The 16,401-nt window shown below is 54.3% G+C and carries 13 protein-coding genes; 11 read left to right on the top strand and 2 right to left on the bottom strand.

The window, feature by feature from the left end:
* Positions 1–19: 19 nt before the first annotated feature.
* Entirely contained in the window at positions 20–955 is a 936-nt protein-coding gene (gene comER / locus MKZ15_RS16335; protein WP_339816930.1) for a late competence protein ComER, read from the bottom strand.
* Positions 956–1,169: 214 nt separating this feature from the next.
* Between comER and MKZ15_RS16330 the strand changes: the two genes are divergently transcribed.
* The 6 genes from MKZ15_RS16330 (at position 1,170) to holA (ending at position 9,497) form a co-directional block, all read left to right on the top strand.
* Positions 1,170–1,709 carry a helix-hairpin-helix domain-containing protein gene (locus MKZ15_RS16330; RefSeq protein ID WP_339816929.1) on the top strand — a complete coding sequence of 180 codons (540 nt, stop codon included), beginning with the start codon at positions 1,170–1,172 and terminating at the stop codon, positions 1,707–1,709.
* A 41-nt stretch (positions 1,710–1,750) separates the two neighbouring features.
* A complete protein-coding gene (locus MKZ15_RS16325) occupies positions 1,751–2,269 on the top strand; it encodes a cytidine/deoxycytidylate deaminase family protein (protein WP_155605626.1) in 519 nt (172 codons plus the stop codon).
* A 107-nt stretch (positions 2,270–2,376) separates the two neighbouring features.
* Positions 2,377–4,971, top strand: a complete 2,595-nt coding sequence (locus tag MKZ15_RS16320) for a DNA internalization-related competence protein ComEC/Rec2 (RefSeq protein ID WP_339816928.1) — start codon at positions 2,377–2,379, stop codon at positions 4,969–4,971.
* A 205-nt stretch (positions 4,972–5,176) separates the two neighbouring features.
* Positions 5,177–5,725 carry a sigma-70 family RNA polymerase sigma factor gene (locus MKZ15_RS16315; protein ID WP_193416401.1) on the top strand — a complete coding sequence of 183 codons (549 nt, stop codon included), beginning with the start codon at positions 5,177–5,179 and terminating at the stop codon, positions 5,723–5,725.
* A complete protein-coding gene (locus MKZ15_RS16310) occupies positions 5,722–6,942 on the top strand; it encodes a zf-HC2 domain-containing protein (protein WP_339816927.1) in 1,221 nt (406 codons plus the stop codon). Before MKZ15_RS16315 ends, MKZ15_RS16310 begins: the two co-directional genes overlap by 4 nt.
* 1,532 nt (positions 6,943–8,474) lie before the next feature.
* Positions 8,475–9,497 (top strand): DNA polymerase III subunit delta, encoded by a 1,023-nt coding sequence (gene holA / locus MKZ15_RS16305; RefSeq protein WP_193416399.1) that lies wholly within the window; start codon positions 8,475–8,477, stop codon positions 9,495–9,497.
* A gap of 112 nt (positions 9,498–9,609) precedes the next feature.
* Here the strand turns inward: holA and rpsT are convergent, their stop codons facing one another.
* Positions 9,610–9,882 carry a 30S ribosomal protein S20 gene (gene rpsT, locus MKZ15_RS16300; RefSeq protein WP_193416398.1) on the bottom strand — a complete coding sequence of 91 codons (273 nt, stop codon included), beginning with the start codon at positions 9,880–9,882 and terminating at the stop codon, positions 9,610–9,612.
* A 205-nt stretch (positions 9,883–10,087) separates the two neighbouring features.
* Here rpsT and gpr point away from each other — a divergent pair, with 205 nt between their 5' ends.
* The 5 genes from gpr (at position 10,088) to lepA (ending at position 16,276) form a co-directional block, all read left to right on the top strand.
* Complete coding sequence (gene gpr, locus MKZ15_RS16295) at positions 10,088–11,101, top strand: GPR endopeptidase (protein ID WP_155605621.1); 1,014 nt, start codon at positions 10,088–10,090, stop codon at positions 11,099–11,101.
* 147 nt (positions 11,102–11,248) lie between these two features.
* Positions 11,249–12,619, top strand: coding sequence for a stage II sporulation protein P (locus MKZ15_RS16290; RefSeq protein WP_239483593.1), 1,371 nt, complete (start codon positions 11,249–11,251; stop codon positions 12,617–12,619).
* A 36-nt stretch (positions 12,620–12,655) separates the two neighbouring features.
* The gene (locus tag MKZ15_RS16285; protein ID WP_193416397.1) at positions 12,656–13,168 is read left to right on the top strand and encodes a hypothetical protein; all 513 of its coding nucleotides are present in this window, start codon (positions 12,656–12,658) and stop codon (positions 13,166–13,168) included.
* Between the two features lie 92 nt (positions 13,169–13,260).
* A complete protein-coding gene (locus MKZ15_RS16280; RefSeq protein ID WP_193416396.1) occupies positions 13,261–14,331 on the top strand; it encodes a LacI family DNA-binding transcriptional regulator in 1,071 nt (356 codons plus the stop codon).
* 127 nt (positions 14,332–14,458) lie between these two features.
* Positions 14,459–16,276 (top strand): translation elongation factor 4, encoded by a 1,818-nt coding sequence (lepA, locus tag MKZ15_RS16275; RefSeq protein WP_193416395.1) that lies wholly within the window; start codon positions 14,459–14,461, stop codon positions 16,274–16,276.
* Positions 16,277–16,401: the final 125 nt, after the last annotated feature.

Raw genomic sequence — 16,401 nt, 5'->3', positions numbered from 1 at the left:
TGCGAGATGAACGGTTTGTTCAGGAAATGGAGGTTGCCCCTGATCCGTCTGGTGGTTTGACATCGGTTAGGGGATCTTCCTTCTCCGGGCACACCGATCTTAGGTTAGCTGATGGCGGAGAAATCTCCGGTTTATCCGGGTGAAAGAGCGCGTGCAGCTTGCCGATATCCTCGTCATATTTGCGGTGCGTCGTTTCAATCAGGCGGGTAAATACACCGCGCAGACCGGATTCGAGTACGGCGATGCCTTCGGCGGTTACTCCGCCGGGAACGGCAACCCGCTCGATCAGCTCTTCCGGGCTTAGGCCGCCTTCGGTCAGGAGTTTGCCGGTGCCAAGCAGCATTTCCGAGCCAAGCTCGATCGCCTCGGCATAACCGATTCCCGTCAGTTCGGCGGCTGATTCCGCCCAAAGCTGCAGCATATACGCGACGAAAGCCGGACCGCAGCTCGAGAAGTCGGAAGCGATCCGGGTTTCGCTCTCTCGGAGGGTGGTCGGCGTGCTGATCGAGGACATCAGCTGTTCCAACAGCAAGCGATCCTCGGGGCGGATCCGCTTGCCGTGCATGCAGAGCGATGCACCGCTGTGAACGGAATGCGTGATGCTGGGGATGATCTTGGCGATTTTTGAAGGAAGGGCCTCTTCCAATGTTTCGATCTGAACGGGGCTGGTGATCGACACGACGATCTGCTTCTCGTCGAGCACGTCCCGGATTTCCGCGATCACTTCGGGGTAATCTAGGGGTTTGATGCACAAGAAGACGATTTTGCTTCCTTGCACGGCTTCGGCGTTGTTGCTGTACGCCAGCAGACCGGGATGGCGCTGAGCCAGCCATTTGGTTTTGTAGGGAGAACGGTTGCTGGCACAAATGTGATGTGGAAGCAACGTGCCGGAACGCAAAAACGCGTCGATGAGCAGGCTTCCCATGGATCCGGTTCCGATGAAGGCGACTTTCATCCGGATTCCCCTTTCCGTGCTTAACGCACTGTCTTGGTAAAACGATAAGGCAGATCTCATTTGTTCATGATTCAAAAACGGTCAGCTTTACTCTCGCGTGAACCTACTTCTGCCGTTTCTACTTCACCTGTATAAATATGTATGCAGCTTGATTGGATCTTCATGACTATAAGTGGATTCTTTTAAGAGGTTTGATAGGGGAGTGGGTTACCATATGCGGAAGGAACTCGTATTGACAGCGATAGCTTCAGCTGTGATCGGCGCCGGTTTGATGCTCCTGGCGACGGGCGGCCTCGATCCCGCCGGGATCGAGGGCTGGATGCCGGTTAATGCTGAAGTGAAATCAGCACTGGCCGAGGAAGGCGCAGGAAGCAAGGACTCTGGCGCTGCGGCTGCAGCGGGCAACACGGGGGAAGTGAGCGAGAGCCAAACTGCGAAGGTCGGCGGCAGCTCGGCGTCGTCAACTTCCACAGCCGGAGCGAACGCTGCGCAAGGTAGCGAGGCCGGAGGGGGTAGCGCAGCCGTGACCCCAACGGATGGGGGCGGAAAGACCGCCGAGACCGGAAAGATCAGCATCAATCTCGCCGGTTTGGCAGAGTTGCAAGAGATTCCCGGTATCGGTGAGAAGAAAGCGCAGGCGATCCTCGATTACCGCAATGCACACGGCGCATTTGCCTCTATCGAAGATTTGACTCAGGTCAAAGGGATCGGGGACAAGATGCTGGAGAAAATGAAGCCTTACATCGGCCTGTAGGCCGATGGGATCGAAAGACGACTTGTGAGGGTGATAATGGGATGAATCCGGACCATCGTAAAGACTGGGATACGTATTTCATGGATATCGCTTATATGGTATCGACGCGGTCGCGCTGCAACCGTCGTCATGTCGGCGCCGTACTAGTTCAAGGGAAGAAGCTGCTGGGCACGGCCTATAACGGGGCCCCTTCCGGCGTTCCGGATTGCTCGGAAGCCGGATGTATGATCGCGGAAGAGTATGAACTCGTGATTGAAGACGGCCAGGAGAAGATGGTGAAGAAGCAGCGCTGCGTCCGCACCATCCATGCCGAGCAGAACCTGCTATTGTTCACGGACCGGATCGATCGGGAAGGGTCCAGCGTATACGTGACGGACGAGCCGTGTTGGACTTGCGCGAACATGTTGGCCAACAGCGGCATTACGGAGATCGTGTTCCATCGGTCCTATCCGAAGGATACCGGCAAGGTAACCGCCATGATGGCGCAGAAGGGAATCACCTTCCGCCGTCTGGAAGGTTATCATCCGCCGCAGGAATCAATCTCGCAGGTGGAAGAGTAAGCGTAACCGAATACGATTCAAACTTGTTGTTGGAATGTGGGAGCACCTCATTCGCCTTAGGGCGGGTGGGGTGTTTTTTTTGCTTAGGCAGATAAGGAGGGGTTCTGATGAACGGTAGACCGTTAACTGCGATCGCCTGCGGCTGGATGGCCGGCAGCGGTTTGGCGGCGGGGTATCCCGGCTGGCGTTTTTGGTTGTTTGCGCTGGGACTATCGCTGATATGTGCAGCCATCGCCTTGATCGGGCGCCATTTTTGGCGGAGTTTGGTCCTGATCTGGCTGGCCTTCTCGCTTGCAGGCGGTTATTGGCTTTATAACGAAACGGGGAATAAAACCCGGATTGGGTTGCCTGTGGACGGACAAGCCGTACGTCTGGAGGGAACGATCGTCTCGGCCGTAGAGATCGACGGCGATCGCGCCGACTTTACGCTGAAGGCAAGCCGGCTCTCCTTGCTATCTGCGGGATCAAGCCCGCAGGTCAGCCAGGACATCCCCGGCGGGGAAAAGGTGGCCGTCCAGCTGCGGCTGGCGGCTCAAAAGGAACTGCCTACGGCGGCCTCTTGGCGGCGCGGCCTCCAGGTGACTCTGGACGGAACGCTCGAAGCGCCGCAATCGGCACGCAACTTCGGCGCGTTTGATTACCGCCGGTATTTGCATCTGCAGCGGATTCATTGGCTGGTAAAGGCGCCGGGTGCCTCGTCTATAAAAGTGGTACAGTCAACCCGAGGCGTCGCCGCCGTTATGGGTTATATAGATGCACTGCGTGATCGGCTCGGCGAACGCATCGAAAGATTTTTTCCGGAATGGCAGGCAGGTTATATGAAGGGGCTGTTGATCGGCCTGCAGAATGACCTTGACCCGGACAAATATGCGGAGTTTACGCAGCTTGGGCTAACGCATATTTTGGCGATCTCGGGCAGTCATGTGGCGATAAACGTCGCGCTCCTATTCGGATTGCTTCGTCTTTGCCGGGTTACTCGGGAGACCGCGATCACGGCCGCGTTGGCGTTCGTTCCGGCGTATATGCTGATCACCGGGTTCTCGCCGTCGGTCATTCGCTCCGGGTTGATGACGATGCTGGGGCTGTACTTACTAAGGCGCGGGCTGTTGAAAGACAGCCTTAATGTATTAGCTGCGGCTGCGATGCTGATGTTAGTCTGGGACCCGTACTTTTTGCTGAACGTCAGCTTCCAGCTATCGTTTGCGGTGACGGCGGGGCTGATCCTATTCGTGCCGTTGCTATCGCCGTACTTTCGGTGGTTACCGAGAAAAATGGGGAGCGCCGTGGCGATCACGCTTGCGGCTCAACTGGTTTCTTTTCCGCTGACGATTCTCTATTTCAACCAGTTTTCCCTATTGTCGATCCTGGCTAACTTACTGCTTGTACCGGTTATTGGCACACTGGCGCTTCCACTCGGAACAGGGGTACTGCTACTTAGCTTCCTGTCAACTCGGCTTGGTTTATGGGCGGCATTTCCGGTACGGTGGCTGAATACGGTGACGTTCGAGGCGACAAGCTGGCTGAGCGCACGTAGCGGCTTCATGACGTATTGGCAATCCCCCTCATTACTTTGGGTTGCGGCTTTCTATGTCGGGTGCTACCTAGTGCTGTATTGGGGGAAACGGCGCGAGCGCCTTGCTGCAGAAGCGTTAACCCCTCAGTGGCAAGACGACGACACGGTCCCATTGAGACCGGTGGCAGAACCGACATCCTTTCCTCTAAAAGAGCGAGTATGGGCTAGGCGCGGAGACTTTCTGCGCTTAACCATAGCTGCAGGTTTGGTGCTGCTGCTGATATCCGGTTATCCCCCGGCCTACAACAAGGGTTCAGGCTACATCGAGTTCATCGACGTTGGTCAAGGCGACTGCGCCCTGATCACGACCCCTTCCGGTAAGCATCTGCTGGTAGACGGCGGGGGTACGGTGTCGTTTCGCAAAGCGAAGGATGCTTGGCGGGAGCGCCGCGAACCTTTTGAAGTCGGGGCAAAGACGGTTGTTCCGCTGCTCAAGAAACGAGGGGTTCACCGCTTGGACGCGGTGATTTTGACGCATGGAGATCAGGACCATATCGGTGGGGCGCAGGCGGTACTGGATTCGTTCCCGGTTGAAGCGCTGCTGATCAACGGCAGCCTGGCGGAGTCGAAGACGATGACAACCTTGATGGAGACGGCCCTAACTCGGCGGATTCCGGTATATTCGGCAAGCCGCGGCATGAACTTGCAACCGGATAAGGCCACCCGCGTGGAGGTGCTTTATCCGCTAACCGAAACGGAAGGGACAAGCCGGATTCCTTTCGTGAAAGAACAAAACCACCAATCCATCGTGTTTCGGTTGGACCTGAACGGGGCATCCTTTTTGTTCACGGGCGATATGGATGAGGCGGCGGAGCGAGAGATGCTAGAGATAGAAAAGATATCTGCTTCCGCTCCAACGACACCGGCAGATTCGATCGATGTTATGAAAGTGGCTCACCATGGCAGCAAGACATCCACCTCCGAGGCATGGCTGGCATACTGGCAACCGGAAACGGCAGTGATTTCGGTTGGAGCCGCGAATACCTACGGGCACCCGCATCCCACGGTCGTCGATCGGTTGAACGGGCAGAACATCCGAATCTATCGTACCGACAAGCAAGGTGAAGTTCAGATGAGAGTGCGCAGGGGGAGGATCGAGGTCAGAAGCAAACTACAGCAAACCCCGTGAAAATAGGCCCTTCCCTGATTTCGGCAGGATGACGGGGCCTGTTTTTTTTGGTATCCTAAGGTGAGATTGAAAGGATTCCGCACGAGAAATGCTTGAATTTCATACCGGATGATGGACTCCAAATTATTTTTAAAAAATAGTAACAACATTGCAACATCTTGTCGGACGTTAGCGTCTGTAAGGATGCAAGGAAGGGGGAGCCTTAGTGGTAGAGCAGGGACTCATCAGAGCCGCTCAAACGGGCGATCGCGACGCTCTAATCACCCTATTGCGAGAAATTGAACAACATGTTTATCGGACGGCCTACTATATTTTGAACAATGAGCAGGATGCGCATGACGCTGCTCAAGAAGCCCTCATTCGCATTTATACCAAAATCGATTCTTATGAGGAAAAAGCGCAGTTCAAAACCTGGGTCCAACGGATCGTAACTAACATTTGTATCGACAAATTTCGTAGGAATAAGCCAACGGTATCCATCGAGGAGCACGAAATGGTGTTTCAGGGGAATGATAGCGTGGAGCGGGAAGTCATGTCGGGCTATTTAGCCGAGGACATTCGCAGCGCGATCGAACAATTGCCGGAACACCACCGATCGGTGGTTGTGCTGAGGTATTTACAGGACTTTTCGTATAACGAAATCGCTGATAGCTTGAATTTGCCGCTGAATACGGTGAAATCCTATTTATTCAGGGCCAGACAGCAGCTGCAGCATTTACTCCAAGATTATCAGAAGGGTGGTGTATCAGGATGAAGTGCCCGGAGGCGGTGGAATGGATGCATCGTTATCTTGACCATGATTTAAACGAAGAGGAAAGTTTTCTTCTCTTTGAGCATATTCGTAATTGCGGGGAATGCGCTGAAACGTTTGCTCTGTTGAACAAGCTGTCTGCGCAATTGGAGGAGCTGCCGAAGGTGGTTCCGAACTATAGCCTCGTGGATGCGATCCTGCCGCAACTGGATGAAATCGACCGTGCTCGCCTTGAAGGAGGCAGCGCTGCCGAGGAGACGGTGCTGCCGATGACGGCGGTACAAGTCGATGCGGGAACCGGTCAAGGCGGTACGCTGCCGAGCCGCCGCAGCTCGCGCCGTCAGGATGCGGACACAGGGTTGCGACGGAGCCGGATTTACCGGTACGGTTCGCTGGGCGTGGCAGCGGCTTTGATTCTGGGTGTGTTCATTTATCAATATGAACCACGCACCGTATCGGATGCCGAGATCGCCATGAATACCTCGTTAACGGATTCGGCCAACGAGAATTCTTCAGCCGCAGATTCGGCCGGCGATGCGGTGGGAAACGCGCAGCTGTTCAAGGATGGCAGCAATGCCGGCAGCCTTGAGATGGAAGATCAGGATGCTCTGGCGCCGAAGGAGGACGGCACCCCGAACGAGGGTGCAAATTCCGGTGGTGCGGATGACCGGAACATGACGGGAGATTCGACGGATCCTATTGCTCCTGGAACGAAGCCAGGGAACTCGCAATCAGGCACCAAGGCTCCAAGCGAGCAAAATGCCGGAAAGAGCGATCCGACGAAAGGCAATTCGGTGCCGACAAATCAAGGCGAGGGTGTTCCTGCTCAGGATCCGACTACGCCTGAAGCTGGGAATTCGGACCCTGCGGCCGATGCCAAAGCTCCTGAAAGCCTTGAGGATGATGAGATGATCAACCGGCAATTGACCCTGGATGATCCAAAGGGAAAGTTTGGCATCGCCAGTTTTAATAGCTGGACCTCGCCGGATGGGAAGTTTGAAGCCGAGTTAAAGGATGGACACCTGTATGTCTACCGTCTCGACGTCCAGGATCGGAAACAGGTGGCTGATGAGACGATCGACGGAAATTGGGTCGACGGCGCTTGGTCGGAGGATGGACGTGTATTTACGTACGAGACAGAAATCGACGGAACCTCAGCGGTTCGTACGATCGATGCCGAGAAGGCGGCCGCAGCCGATGTGGAAGGAACGCAGCCCTAAACAAGAACGCGGACGGACGAAATTGGGCGGTTTTTTGAACATGCGGCAAGCACCTTTTCAGGAGATATGGAATAGGTTATATGTATAGTAGAGATAGCGGTTTGGACCCCTGATCGTCGTATGACCGCTGGCGGGAGAGTTTCTAGAGCTTTTCGGCCCGCGTTTATATAGATGTTCCGGGACAGAGGGATCTTTCGCCAAGAGGCAGAGGTCCCTCTGTTGCATTTACAGAGGAAGTTAAAAAGTCAGCTCGAGATCACGAAGCGGGCTCAGGGGAGATTACTCGGCGTCGAATCTTGAATTCAGCCGGGCCTTCCGATGCTCACGTAGCCTCCAGCTACGCTCCGCTACTCAGTCCCTAGCTTCATCCAACCTTCTCGGTGCTCCCAACCAGACTTTTTAACCTTCATTTGAAGGGGGGAGTTAAAAAGTCAGCTCGAGATCACGAAGCGGGCTCGGGGGAGATTGCTCGGCGTCGAATCTTGAATTCAGCCGGGCCTTCCGATGCTCACGTAGCCTCCAGCTACGCTCCGCTACTCAGTCCCTAGCTTCATCCAACCTTCTCGGTGCTCCCAACCAGACTTTTTAACCTTCATTTGAAGGGGGGAGTTAAAAAGTCAGCTCGAGATCACGAAGCGGGCTCGGGGGAGATTACTCGGTGTCGAATCTTGAATTCAGCCGGGCCTTCCGATGCTCACGTAGCCTCCGGCTACGCTCCGCTACTCAGTCCCTAGCTTCATTCAACCTTCTCGGTGCTCCCAACCAGACTTTTTAACCTTCATTTGAAGGGGGAAGTTAAAAAGTCAGCTCGAGATCACGAAGTAAATTCGGGAGAAGCGGAATCGGCGTCGAATCTTGAATTCAGCCGGGCCTTCCGATGCTCACGTAGCCTCCGGCTACGCTCCGCTACTCAGTCCCTAGCTTCATCCAACCTTCTCGGTGCTCCCAACCAGCCTCAACCTGCTGTATTTCACTAACCTTCAGCATTTTAACGGAACTCAGTGCCGTTATTTGGACGTTTATGCGTTACTTAGACTTCTAACGGAACCAGGAGACCTTATTTCGGTTGAAATCAGCTCAATCCACATGGGTATAGCTCAATAAGGTCTCTGGGTTCCGTTACAGCGGGAAATCGCCGGGAAATGGGCAAATAAGGGCTGTACGTTCCGTTACGATACCTTTGGCCGAACATTTGCTGCACGACGCTTGAACATTACAATGTACCGTCAGCAAAATACACGATGCAACTCTGCAACAGCAGTAACTACAGAAAACGAGCAAACTCCAACACACAACATCATCTACAGCACAACGACAACGACATCTGACAGCATACTGACCTGCTTCCGCATGTCACGGCAACTACTGTACTCCAACACACTACAGCAACTCCAACACACATTAGCTCATTACTGCCGGATCAGTGGCTATTTTTTCGTTTTTTCGAGCAGGAGCGACAAACAGGGTTTGGACGAATGGGCAAAATCGAAGTATGATGGTTAGAGGCAATGAAGACGGAAGGGAGAACCCGGATGGACGCAAAGCAAGCGATGAAAGACATTAAGCAGGGGCGGATCTCCCCGCTATACGTTTGTTACGGTACGGAGAAATACCAGATTCAAGAGTTCGTGGGCCTGCTCCAGGAGCAGCTTGTGGATCGGGATCAAAAGGACTTTGCCTTGGCTTCTTTTGATCTGACGGAGACCCCAATCGAGGTCGTGGTCGAAGAAGCGGAGACGATGCCCTTTCTCGTGGAGCGTAAGCTGATTGTTGTCCGTGACTCCGCACTGCTTGTAGCAGGCGGCAAGGAAGGCGGCAAAATCGAGCATAAGTTGGAGACGCTGCTGACGTATATCGGCAACCCGGCTGAGCATAGCGTGATCGTGTTTGTGGCGAACGGCGAGAAGTTGGACGAGCGGAAGAAGGTCGTCAAAGCGATTAAGGCAGCCGGTACGGTGTTGTCCTTTATGCCGCTGGGCGGCGGGGAGCTCGTACAGTGGGTCGTGCAAGAGGTGGAGAAACGCGGCTGCCGGATCGGACGCGACGCGGCGGAGGCGTTGATTGCCGCGAGCGGCGTGCAGATGGCAGCCTTGGCTGCGGAAACGGACAAGCTCTGCTTGTACGCCGGATCCGGCGGGATGATCGATACCGCGGCAGTTGAGCAGCTTGTTGCTCGCAGCACGGAGCAAAACGTGTTCGTGATGGTGGAGCATATCGCTGCGATTCGACTGGAGCAGGCGCTTGGCATTTTCTACGAACTGCTGAAGCAGCGCGAGGAGCCGATCAAGATCGCGGCGTTGATCGCCCGCCAGTTCCGGATCATGCTGCAAGTGAAAGAGCTTGGACGCCAGAGCTACTCACAGCAACAGATCGCCTCGCAGCTCAGTTTGCATCCGTACGTAGTTAAGCTGGCCGGTGATCAGGCCCGGAAATTTGAAGCCGGCCGGCTGAGAACCATCCTGTCCGAGCTGGCCGAGTTGGATTACCGGATGAAGAGCGGGCAAATCGACAAAGTGCTGGGGCTGGAGTTATTCCTGCTAAAACTGGGGGCCTAGAGGCGAATAACGTCCGCCGCCCCCTCAATAAAAGCCAAAAAGACCTGAACGATTCATCGTTCAGGTCTCTTTGAGCTTAGTTGAAGAAAAACTTCATTATCATTAACGAGTCTTACGCTTTAGACGTAAGTTCGTTCAATTTTTTAGCCAAGCGGGATTTCTTACGGGCAGCTGCATTTTTGTGGATCAAACCTTTAGTAACAGCTTTGTCCAATTTTTTGGTAGCAGCAACGAAAGCAGCTTTAGCTGCTTCAACTTCGTTGTTCGCCAGAGCGGTGTCGGCAGTTTTCACAGCCGTACGCAGGGCGGATTTTTGCGAAGCGTTCAGCACGCGGCGTTTGTCATTCGTTTTCACGCGTTTGATAGCGGATTTAATGTTTGGCATTGCATTCACCTCCTGTAAAGCATATATCAACCCAGATGATTCACAACTTAAAATATTTTATCACGCAAGATAGTAAAAAGCAATAAATTCATCATACTGAATCTCTCGATTTCTCGCAAGTTTTACCGCTTGACCTATGGCATGCATAAACGCATTCCCTCTCCCGCACAATAAAGGCAATCAGAGGAAATGGAGGTCATATGGCATGAATTTAGACTTACGGGAATATTCCGTACGTACTGACTTGGCCGTTGAATCGAAGGAGATCGCGGAGACCGCCCATGGCGGGCCGGTTCCCGGGCTAAATGAACAGGTCGAGGAACAGGACGGAATCAAGATCACCCGGCTGGATGTGACCAACGAGGCGGCCTCACGGCAAATCGGACGAATCCAGGGACATTACGTGACCTTGGAGGTCCCCGGCCTCCGGAATCAGGATACCGAACTGCAGGAAAAGGTCGCTGCCGCGTTCGCGAAGGAGTTTACCGCATTTTTAAATAAAATCGGGGTCGGACCGGGTGCGAAGACGCTGATCGTCGGCCTGGGCAACTGGAATGTTACGCCGGATGCACTCGGACCGCTGGTGGTAGAGAATGTCATGGTTACCCGACATTACTTCGAGCTGACGCCGGACCAGGTCGCACCGGGTTACCGAGAAGTTAGCGCGATCGCTCCTGGCGTGCTTGGCATTACCGGCATTGAGTCGAGCGAAGTGGTGCAAGGAATCGTGGAACGGACGCGACCGGATCTGATCATCGCCATCGATGCATTGGCTTCACGTTCGTTGGAACGGGTAAATACGACGATCCAGATCGCAGACATCGGCATCCATCCGGGCTCTGGCATCGGCAACAAACGTCGGGGACTAACCAAGGAAATTCTGGGCGTACCTTGCATCGCGATAGGCGTACCGACAGTGTGCTATGCATCCACGATCGTCAATAATGTGTTCGATATGATGAAGAGTCATTTCAATGAAGAAAGCGACGACGGGAACGCGCCTACGAAACAGATCATGGGCATGCTTAACGATTTAAATGAAAGCGAGCGGCTAGGTCTCGTCAAAGAGGTGCTCGAACCGCTTGGCCATGATCTCATCGTTACGCCGAAAGAAATCGACGAATTCATTGAAGATGTGGCGAATGTTATCGCGAGCGGTCTGAACATCTCATTGCACGAGGCAGTTACACCAGATAACGTGGCGTCTTATACCCATTAAGGCCGCATCCTCCTCCTTCTCCCGAATCTCAAGAAATCCGTGAATCTAGCGGATTTCTTTTTTTTGTGAGAATTCGAGGTTCTAGGCTTTGAACTAGGTTCATAGATTTGGAATATAGTTCGAAAGCGGCTGGAGGAGGACACGCATATGAAATTCAAGGCTTGGAATCTAGGGAAAATGAGACGGAATCTGTTGCATGTGTTGGCGCTGGGACGCACATTTTTGCTTTTATCGGTCATGTCGGTGATCTTTTTCGTCATGTTGGGGGTGCTGGGCATTGCCGAGAAGAATCTCAATACGTCCCCGGTTTCTTCGATGAAGGGGCTGGCGGCGTCGCTATCGAGCGGGTTTTTCATGGATATGGTTGGCATGGAACTGCCGCACGCGGCCAGCGAAAAGCAAACGCCGGCGATATCGGGTCGCCAGATGACGAATTTCGTCTTCCAGCTGTTGACGGACGTGAATCCATCCGATCCGAAGAGTTTGGTCGCCCGAGAAGTTCCGGGACTGGGTGCCGATAGCCCGATCCTGCTGCGTACGGGCTCCGGCAATGGCACGGCCCAAGCGCCCGAGGATTACCGGCCGGGTACAGGCGCGGATGGCAGCGCGCCAGATCACCCGGAGCCGAATGGCGATGAAGGCGGGGATGACGCGGACCCAGGGCCGGGCGAAGCCGATTCGGGCGAATCACAGCCACCGGAACAGGAGCCTGGGAAGACAGACGGCACCTCTGGGGATCAGGGGGAGCCTTCGATCCAACCGGGCAACAAAAATATCGTGATGATCTATCATTCGCATCCGCAAGAATCATATAATCCAGTGCTGGGTACTGATGTGGATAACCCTAGCTCGGCGGAAGACAAGAAGAACGTCGGCCTGGTTGGCGAGGCGCTGGCGAAAGAGTTGGAACGCAAAGGTGTCGCTGCCTTGCACTCGTTCGAAAATTATGCGAGCAAGGTGAGCAATTACAACTACAACTATTCATATAAATATTCACGAGAGACCGTGAAGCAGGCGATGGCCGAAAACGGCAAGCTGCAATATTTTATCGATATCCACCGCGATTCGCAACGCCATGACAAGACGACCACGACCATTGACGGCGTCAATTATGCTCAGGTTTATTTCATCATCGGGCATGGCAATGAGAACTGGCGCGAGAATGAGAAATTCGCGAGCTCGATTCATGATCGTCTGGAGAAGGCGTATCCGGGGATTTCCAGGGGCATATGGGGGAAGACGTCTTCCCAGGGCAACGGGGAGTACAACCAGTCGTTGTCGCCCAACAGCGTCCTGATCGAAATCGGCGGGATCGACAACAGCGAGGAAGAGCTGGAGCGCACCGCGAAGGTGTTAGCAGGGATCTTGGCCGATCTGTATTGGGAAGGCCAGGACGCGGAGAAAGCGGGCAAGCTGACGAAAAGCGGAACAAACGGTGGCGCATCTAGCGGAACCAATGCATCCAACGGAGTGAGCAAGGGCTCACCCAAAGCCGGCGAATCAAGCAAGAAATCTTAAATTTCATTTAACGAAGGAAACGGGGGAGGGACAGACATGGCAAAAACGTTGCGCAAAACCTTGGTATATGGCCTTTTGCTGGCGGCAGGGGTGACGCTAGGAATGCAGCTCGCCGAAAGCGGAACAACGTCGGTGTACGGCCCCGGCTTTCAAACCGGAGGGACGACGGTTGGCGCAAACGGACAGTCCGTGGGGGTTCCGTATCCGCAGCAGCAATACAGTAATGGCTGGTCGTCCGGTGCTGCCACCCCCGCCTGGACCACAACCGGCCAAGGCTATGCCGCGCCACAGGGGACAACCGGCGGGTATACCATGGCCCCAGGTTACGGTTCGGCCCAACCTGGAGCAACCCCCCCGAGCACGGTGACTAACGGATTTAACAACCCGGCGACAGGTGGCCAAGTGATGCAAACGCCGGCGGATCTGCTCATGCCGCCGCCGTCGCCTCCGGCTGTCGACCGCTTTGCCGACAAGGCGGCTCATTTGCTGCAACAGGCATCGCAGAAGAGCATTCATTGGGTAGCCTCCCTGTTTGGTCCCGGCGAATGAAATAACGATTTATAACGAATGGCGGATTTGTTATACTGTTGTTATATTGTTATGAATCCGTTCGTGATTCGTTATTTCGGAGGTCAGAACTTTTGAAGAAAATTACGATGCAGCAAATTGCCGATCATTTAGGCGTTTCGAAATTCGTCGTATCCAAGGCTTTATCCGGCAAGGGAGGAGTCAATGAACAGACCCGTGAGCGGGTCATTCAAGCCGCTTCCCAGCTCGGCTACTTTAACCAGAAGAACGGCTACGTCAAGAACGTCATTCCCTCGGGCACAACGCTGCCGGCGCCGGCTGGCAAGCAGTCGGTGCTGGTGTTGATGCCGAATATCCGGTTTCAAAACAAGGAATCGCTGTATTGGGGCCGGCTGCTGGAGGGCATCTCCCGGGAACTGGAGGCACAGCAACTGGGGATGATCATCGTATCGGAACCCCGGGGCGACAATTTTATGCATATCCTCAATCCGGACGGCATTCTGGGAATGATCGGGGTCGGGCAAATCGCCACCTCATTCCTGTTGGAGGTGCACCGGATTGGACTGCCGATGGTCCTCGTTGATCATGAGGACCCGCTGATTCCCAGCGACACGGTCTTTGCGAACAACCTTGACGGGATGGCCCGCCTGACCACCCATTTGATCGGACTGGGGCACCGGGAATTGCACTTCTTGGGGAACTCGGCTTTCTCCCGAAGCTTCCGGGATCGCTGGATCGGTTACCGCAGCGCTTTGGAGGAGAATGGCCTAACACCTCAAGCGCCGGATGATCCGATGCTGCAGTTGGAAGGCATCGATACCGGGGCATACGGGGACGAGCTGCAAGGGTGGTTGGAACGGAGGAGAAAAGCAAAGACGCTCCCGACGGCGCTGGTATGCGCGAATGATTCCATCGCCATCCATGCCTGTACCGTCCTGGGCGAGATCGGGTTAACCGTGCCTGGGGACATCGTTGTCAGCGGGTTTGATAATATCGACGATGCGGCCCGCAACGCGCCGTCGATTACGACTATCCATGTGCCGAAAGAGGACCTCGGCCAGCGCGCGGTGCGAAAGCTGATGGACCGGCTTGCTCATCCAGATGCGCCACAGGAAAAAATCATGATATCCGTCGAAACCGTGTACCGGGACTCTACCGCCGAACCACAACAGACCGGGCGATAGAAGGCGAGGGAGAGGAAGTAAGTCATGGCTTCCGGTTGGAATTTAACTCGTCGTGATTGCTGCTTGCCCCTGCAACTGATATAATAAATTGATTGTATGACTTCGATGATTTGTGGTGGGGGTAAGGATGACAGATATTAGGGCTAGACAAGCGAAAATTCGCAATTTCTGTATTATTGCACATATAGACCATGGCAAATCGACATTGGCCGACCGAATTCTGGAGTATACCGGGGCGCTGACTTCCCGGGAAATGCAGGAGCAGGTCCTTGACCAAATGGATTTGGAACGCGAACGTGGAATCACGATTAAACTACAGGCCGTCCGCTTAACCTATCGCGCCGACGATGGGGAGGAGTATTTGCTGAACCTCATCGATACGCCGGGACACGTCGACTTCACTTACGAGGTCTCCCGCAGTTTGGCCGCTTGCGAAGGCGCCCTTCTAGTGGTAGACGCCGCTCAGGGGATCGAGGCGCAAACGCTGGCCAATGTTTATCTGGCGCTCGATAACAACCTGGAGATTTTGCCGGTCATTAACAAAATCGACTTGCCAAGCGCCGATCCCGATCGGGTGAAGCAGGAGATAGAGGATGTCATCGGCCTCGATGCCAGCGAAGCGGTGCACGCTTCCGCCAAAGCCGGGATCGGGATTAAGGAGATTCTGGAGCAGGTCGTACAGAAGGTGCCTGCACCAACGGGAGACCCGGATCAGTCGCTGAAGGCGCTGATTTTCGATTCGCATTATGACCCTTACAAGGGCGTTATCGTTTACGTGCGCGTCATTGACGGGCAGATTAAGGCTGGCTCGAAAATCAAAATGATGGCAACGGAAAAAACGTTTGAGGTTATCGAAGTGGGTGCCTTCAAACCGCGGATGACAATCGTGGACGAGCTGAATGTCGGCGATGTCGGCTTTATCGTTGCCGGGATCAAGACGGTCGGCGACACTCGCGTCGGGGATACCGTCACGGACGCGAAGCATCCGACACTTGAACCGCTGCCGGGTTACCGTAAGATTAACCCGATGGTCTATTGCGGCTTGTATCCGATCGAAACGTCGGATTACAACGACCTGCGTGAAGCGTTGGAGAAACTGCAGTTGAACGACGCTTCGCTGAGCTTCGAACCGGAAACCTCAAGCGCGCTGGGCTTCGGTTTCCGTTGCGGCTTCCTGGGATTGTTGCACATGGACGTCATTCAGGAACGGATTGAGCGGGAATTCAACATTCCGCTGATTACGACGGCGCCAAGCGTTATTTACAAAGTAACGCTGACGAACGGCGAGACGATCTCCATCGACAACCCGTCCAACTATCCGGAGGTCGGCAAAATCGACTATGTCGAGGAGCCTTACGTCAAAGCGGCGATCATCGTACCCAATGATTATGTCGGAACCGTCATGGAACTCTGCCAAAGCAAACGCGGCGAGTTCGTGAATATGGAATACCTTGACACAACCCGTGTGACGATTACGTACCAGGTGCCATTGTCGGAGATTGTATACGACTTCTTCGATCAGTTGAAATCGAGCACGAAGGGTTACGCTTCCTTCGATTATGAGCTGTCGGGTTATCGTCAATCGAACCTGGTGAAGATGGACATCCTCCTGAACGGAGAGCAGGTCGACGCTTTGTCCTTTATCGTCCACCGCGAACGTGCTTACCACCGCGGCCGGATCATTTGCGAGAAGCTGCGTGAGCTGATCCCGCGCCAAATGTTTGAAGTGCCGATTCAGGCCTCGATCGGGCAGAAGGTCATCGCCCGCGAGACCGTTAAGGCGATGCGCAAGAACGTCCTTGCCAAATGTTACGGCGGTGATATCTCGCGGAAGCGCAAGCTGCTGGAGAAGCAGAAGGAAGGCAAGAAGCGGATGAAGCAGGTCGGCAACGTCGAGGTACCGCAGGAAGCGTTTATGGCCGTACTGAAAATCGACGACAATTAAGAAATGCAAATCGTTTGATGAAGGAAAGCCGTCAGGCTTTCCTTTCTACTATTATTCATGATAATTACGGAGGAGGGCATGACCATGAACCAAACGACAAACCGATCAGGGCAGGGAGTGCCGAT

This window comes from Paenibacillus sp. FSL R7-0216 (assembly GCF_037969915.1).
Classification (GTDB): domain Bacteria; phylum Bacillota; class Bacilli; order Paenibacillales; family Paenibacillaceae; genus Fontibacillus; species Fontibacillus rhizolycopersici.
This window is presented reverse-complemented; position numbering and strand designations above follow the sequence as displayed.

What these genes read in the sequence shown, in the direction of transcription:
- MKZ15_RS16290 (WP_239483593.1), top strand. Translation starts at nt 11,249, where the DNA reads ATGAAATTCAAGGCTTGGAATCTAGGGAAAATGAGACGGAATCTGTTG.
- rpsT (WP_193416398.1), bottom strand. Translation starts at nt 9,882, where the DNA reads ATGCCAAACATTAAATCCGCTATCAAACGCGTGAAAACGAATGACAAA.
- comER (WP_339816930.1), bottom strand. Translation starts at nt 955, where the DNA reads ATGAAAGTCGCCTTCATCGGAACCGGATCCATGGGAAGCCTGCTCATC.
- gpr (WP_155605621.1), top strand. Translation starts at nt 10,088, where the DNA reads ATGAATTTAGACTTACGGGAATATTCCGTACGTACTGACTTGGCCGTT.
- MKZ15_RS16330 (WP_339816929.1), top strand. Translation starts at nt 1,170, where the DNA reads ATGCGGAAGGAACTCGTATTGACAGCGATAGCTTCAGCTGTGATCGGC.
- MKZ15_RS16285 (WP_193416397.1), top strand. Translation starts at nt 12,656, where the DNA reads ATGGCAAAAACGTTGCGCAAAACCTTGGTATATGGCCTTTTGCTGGCG.
- lepA (WP_193416395.1), top strand. Translation starts at nt 14,459, where the DNA reads ATGACAGATATTAGGGCTAGACAAGCGAAAATTCGCAATTTCTGTATT.
- MKZ15_RS16310 (WP_339816927.1), top strand. Translation starts at nt 5,722, where the DNA reads ATGAAGTGCCCGGAGGCGGTGGAATGGATGCATCGTTATCTTGACCAT.
- holA (WP_193416399.1), top strand. Translation starts at nt 8,475, where the DNA reads ATGGACGCAAAGCAAGCGATGAAAGACATTAAGCAGGGGCGGATCTCC.
- MKZ15_RS16325 (WP_155605626.1), top strand. Translation starts at nt 1,751, where the DNA reads ATGAATCCGGACCATCGTAAAGACTGGGATACGTATTTCATGGATATC.
- MKZ15_RS16320 (WP_339816928.1), top strand. Translation starts at nt 2,377, where the DNA reads ATGAACGGTAGACCGTTAACTGCGATCGCCTGCGGCTGGATGGCCGGC.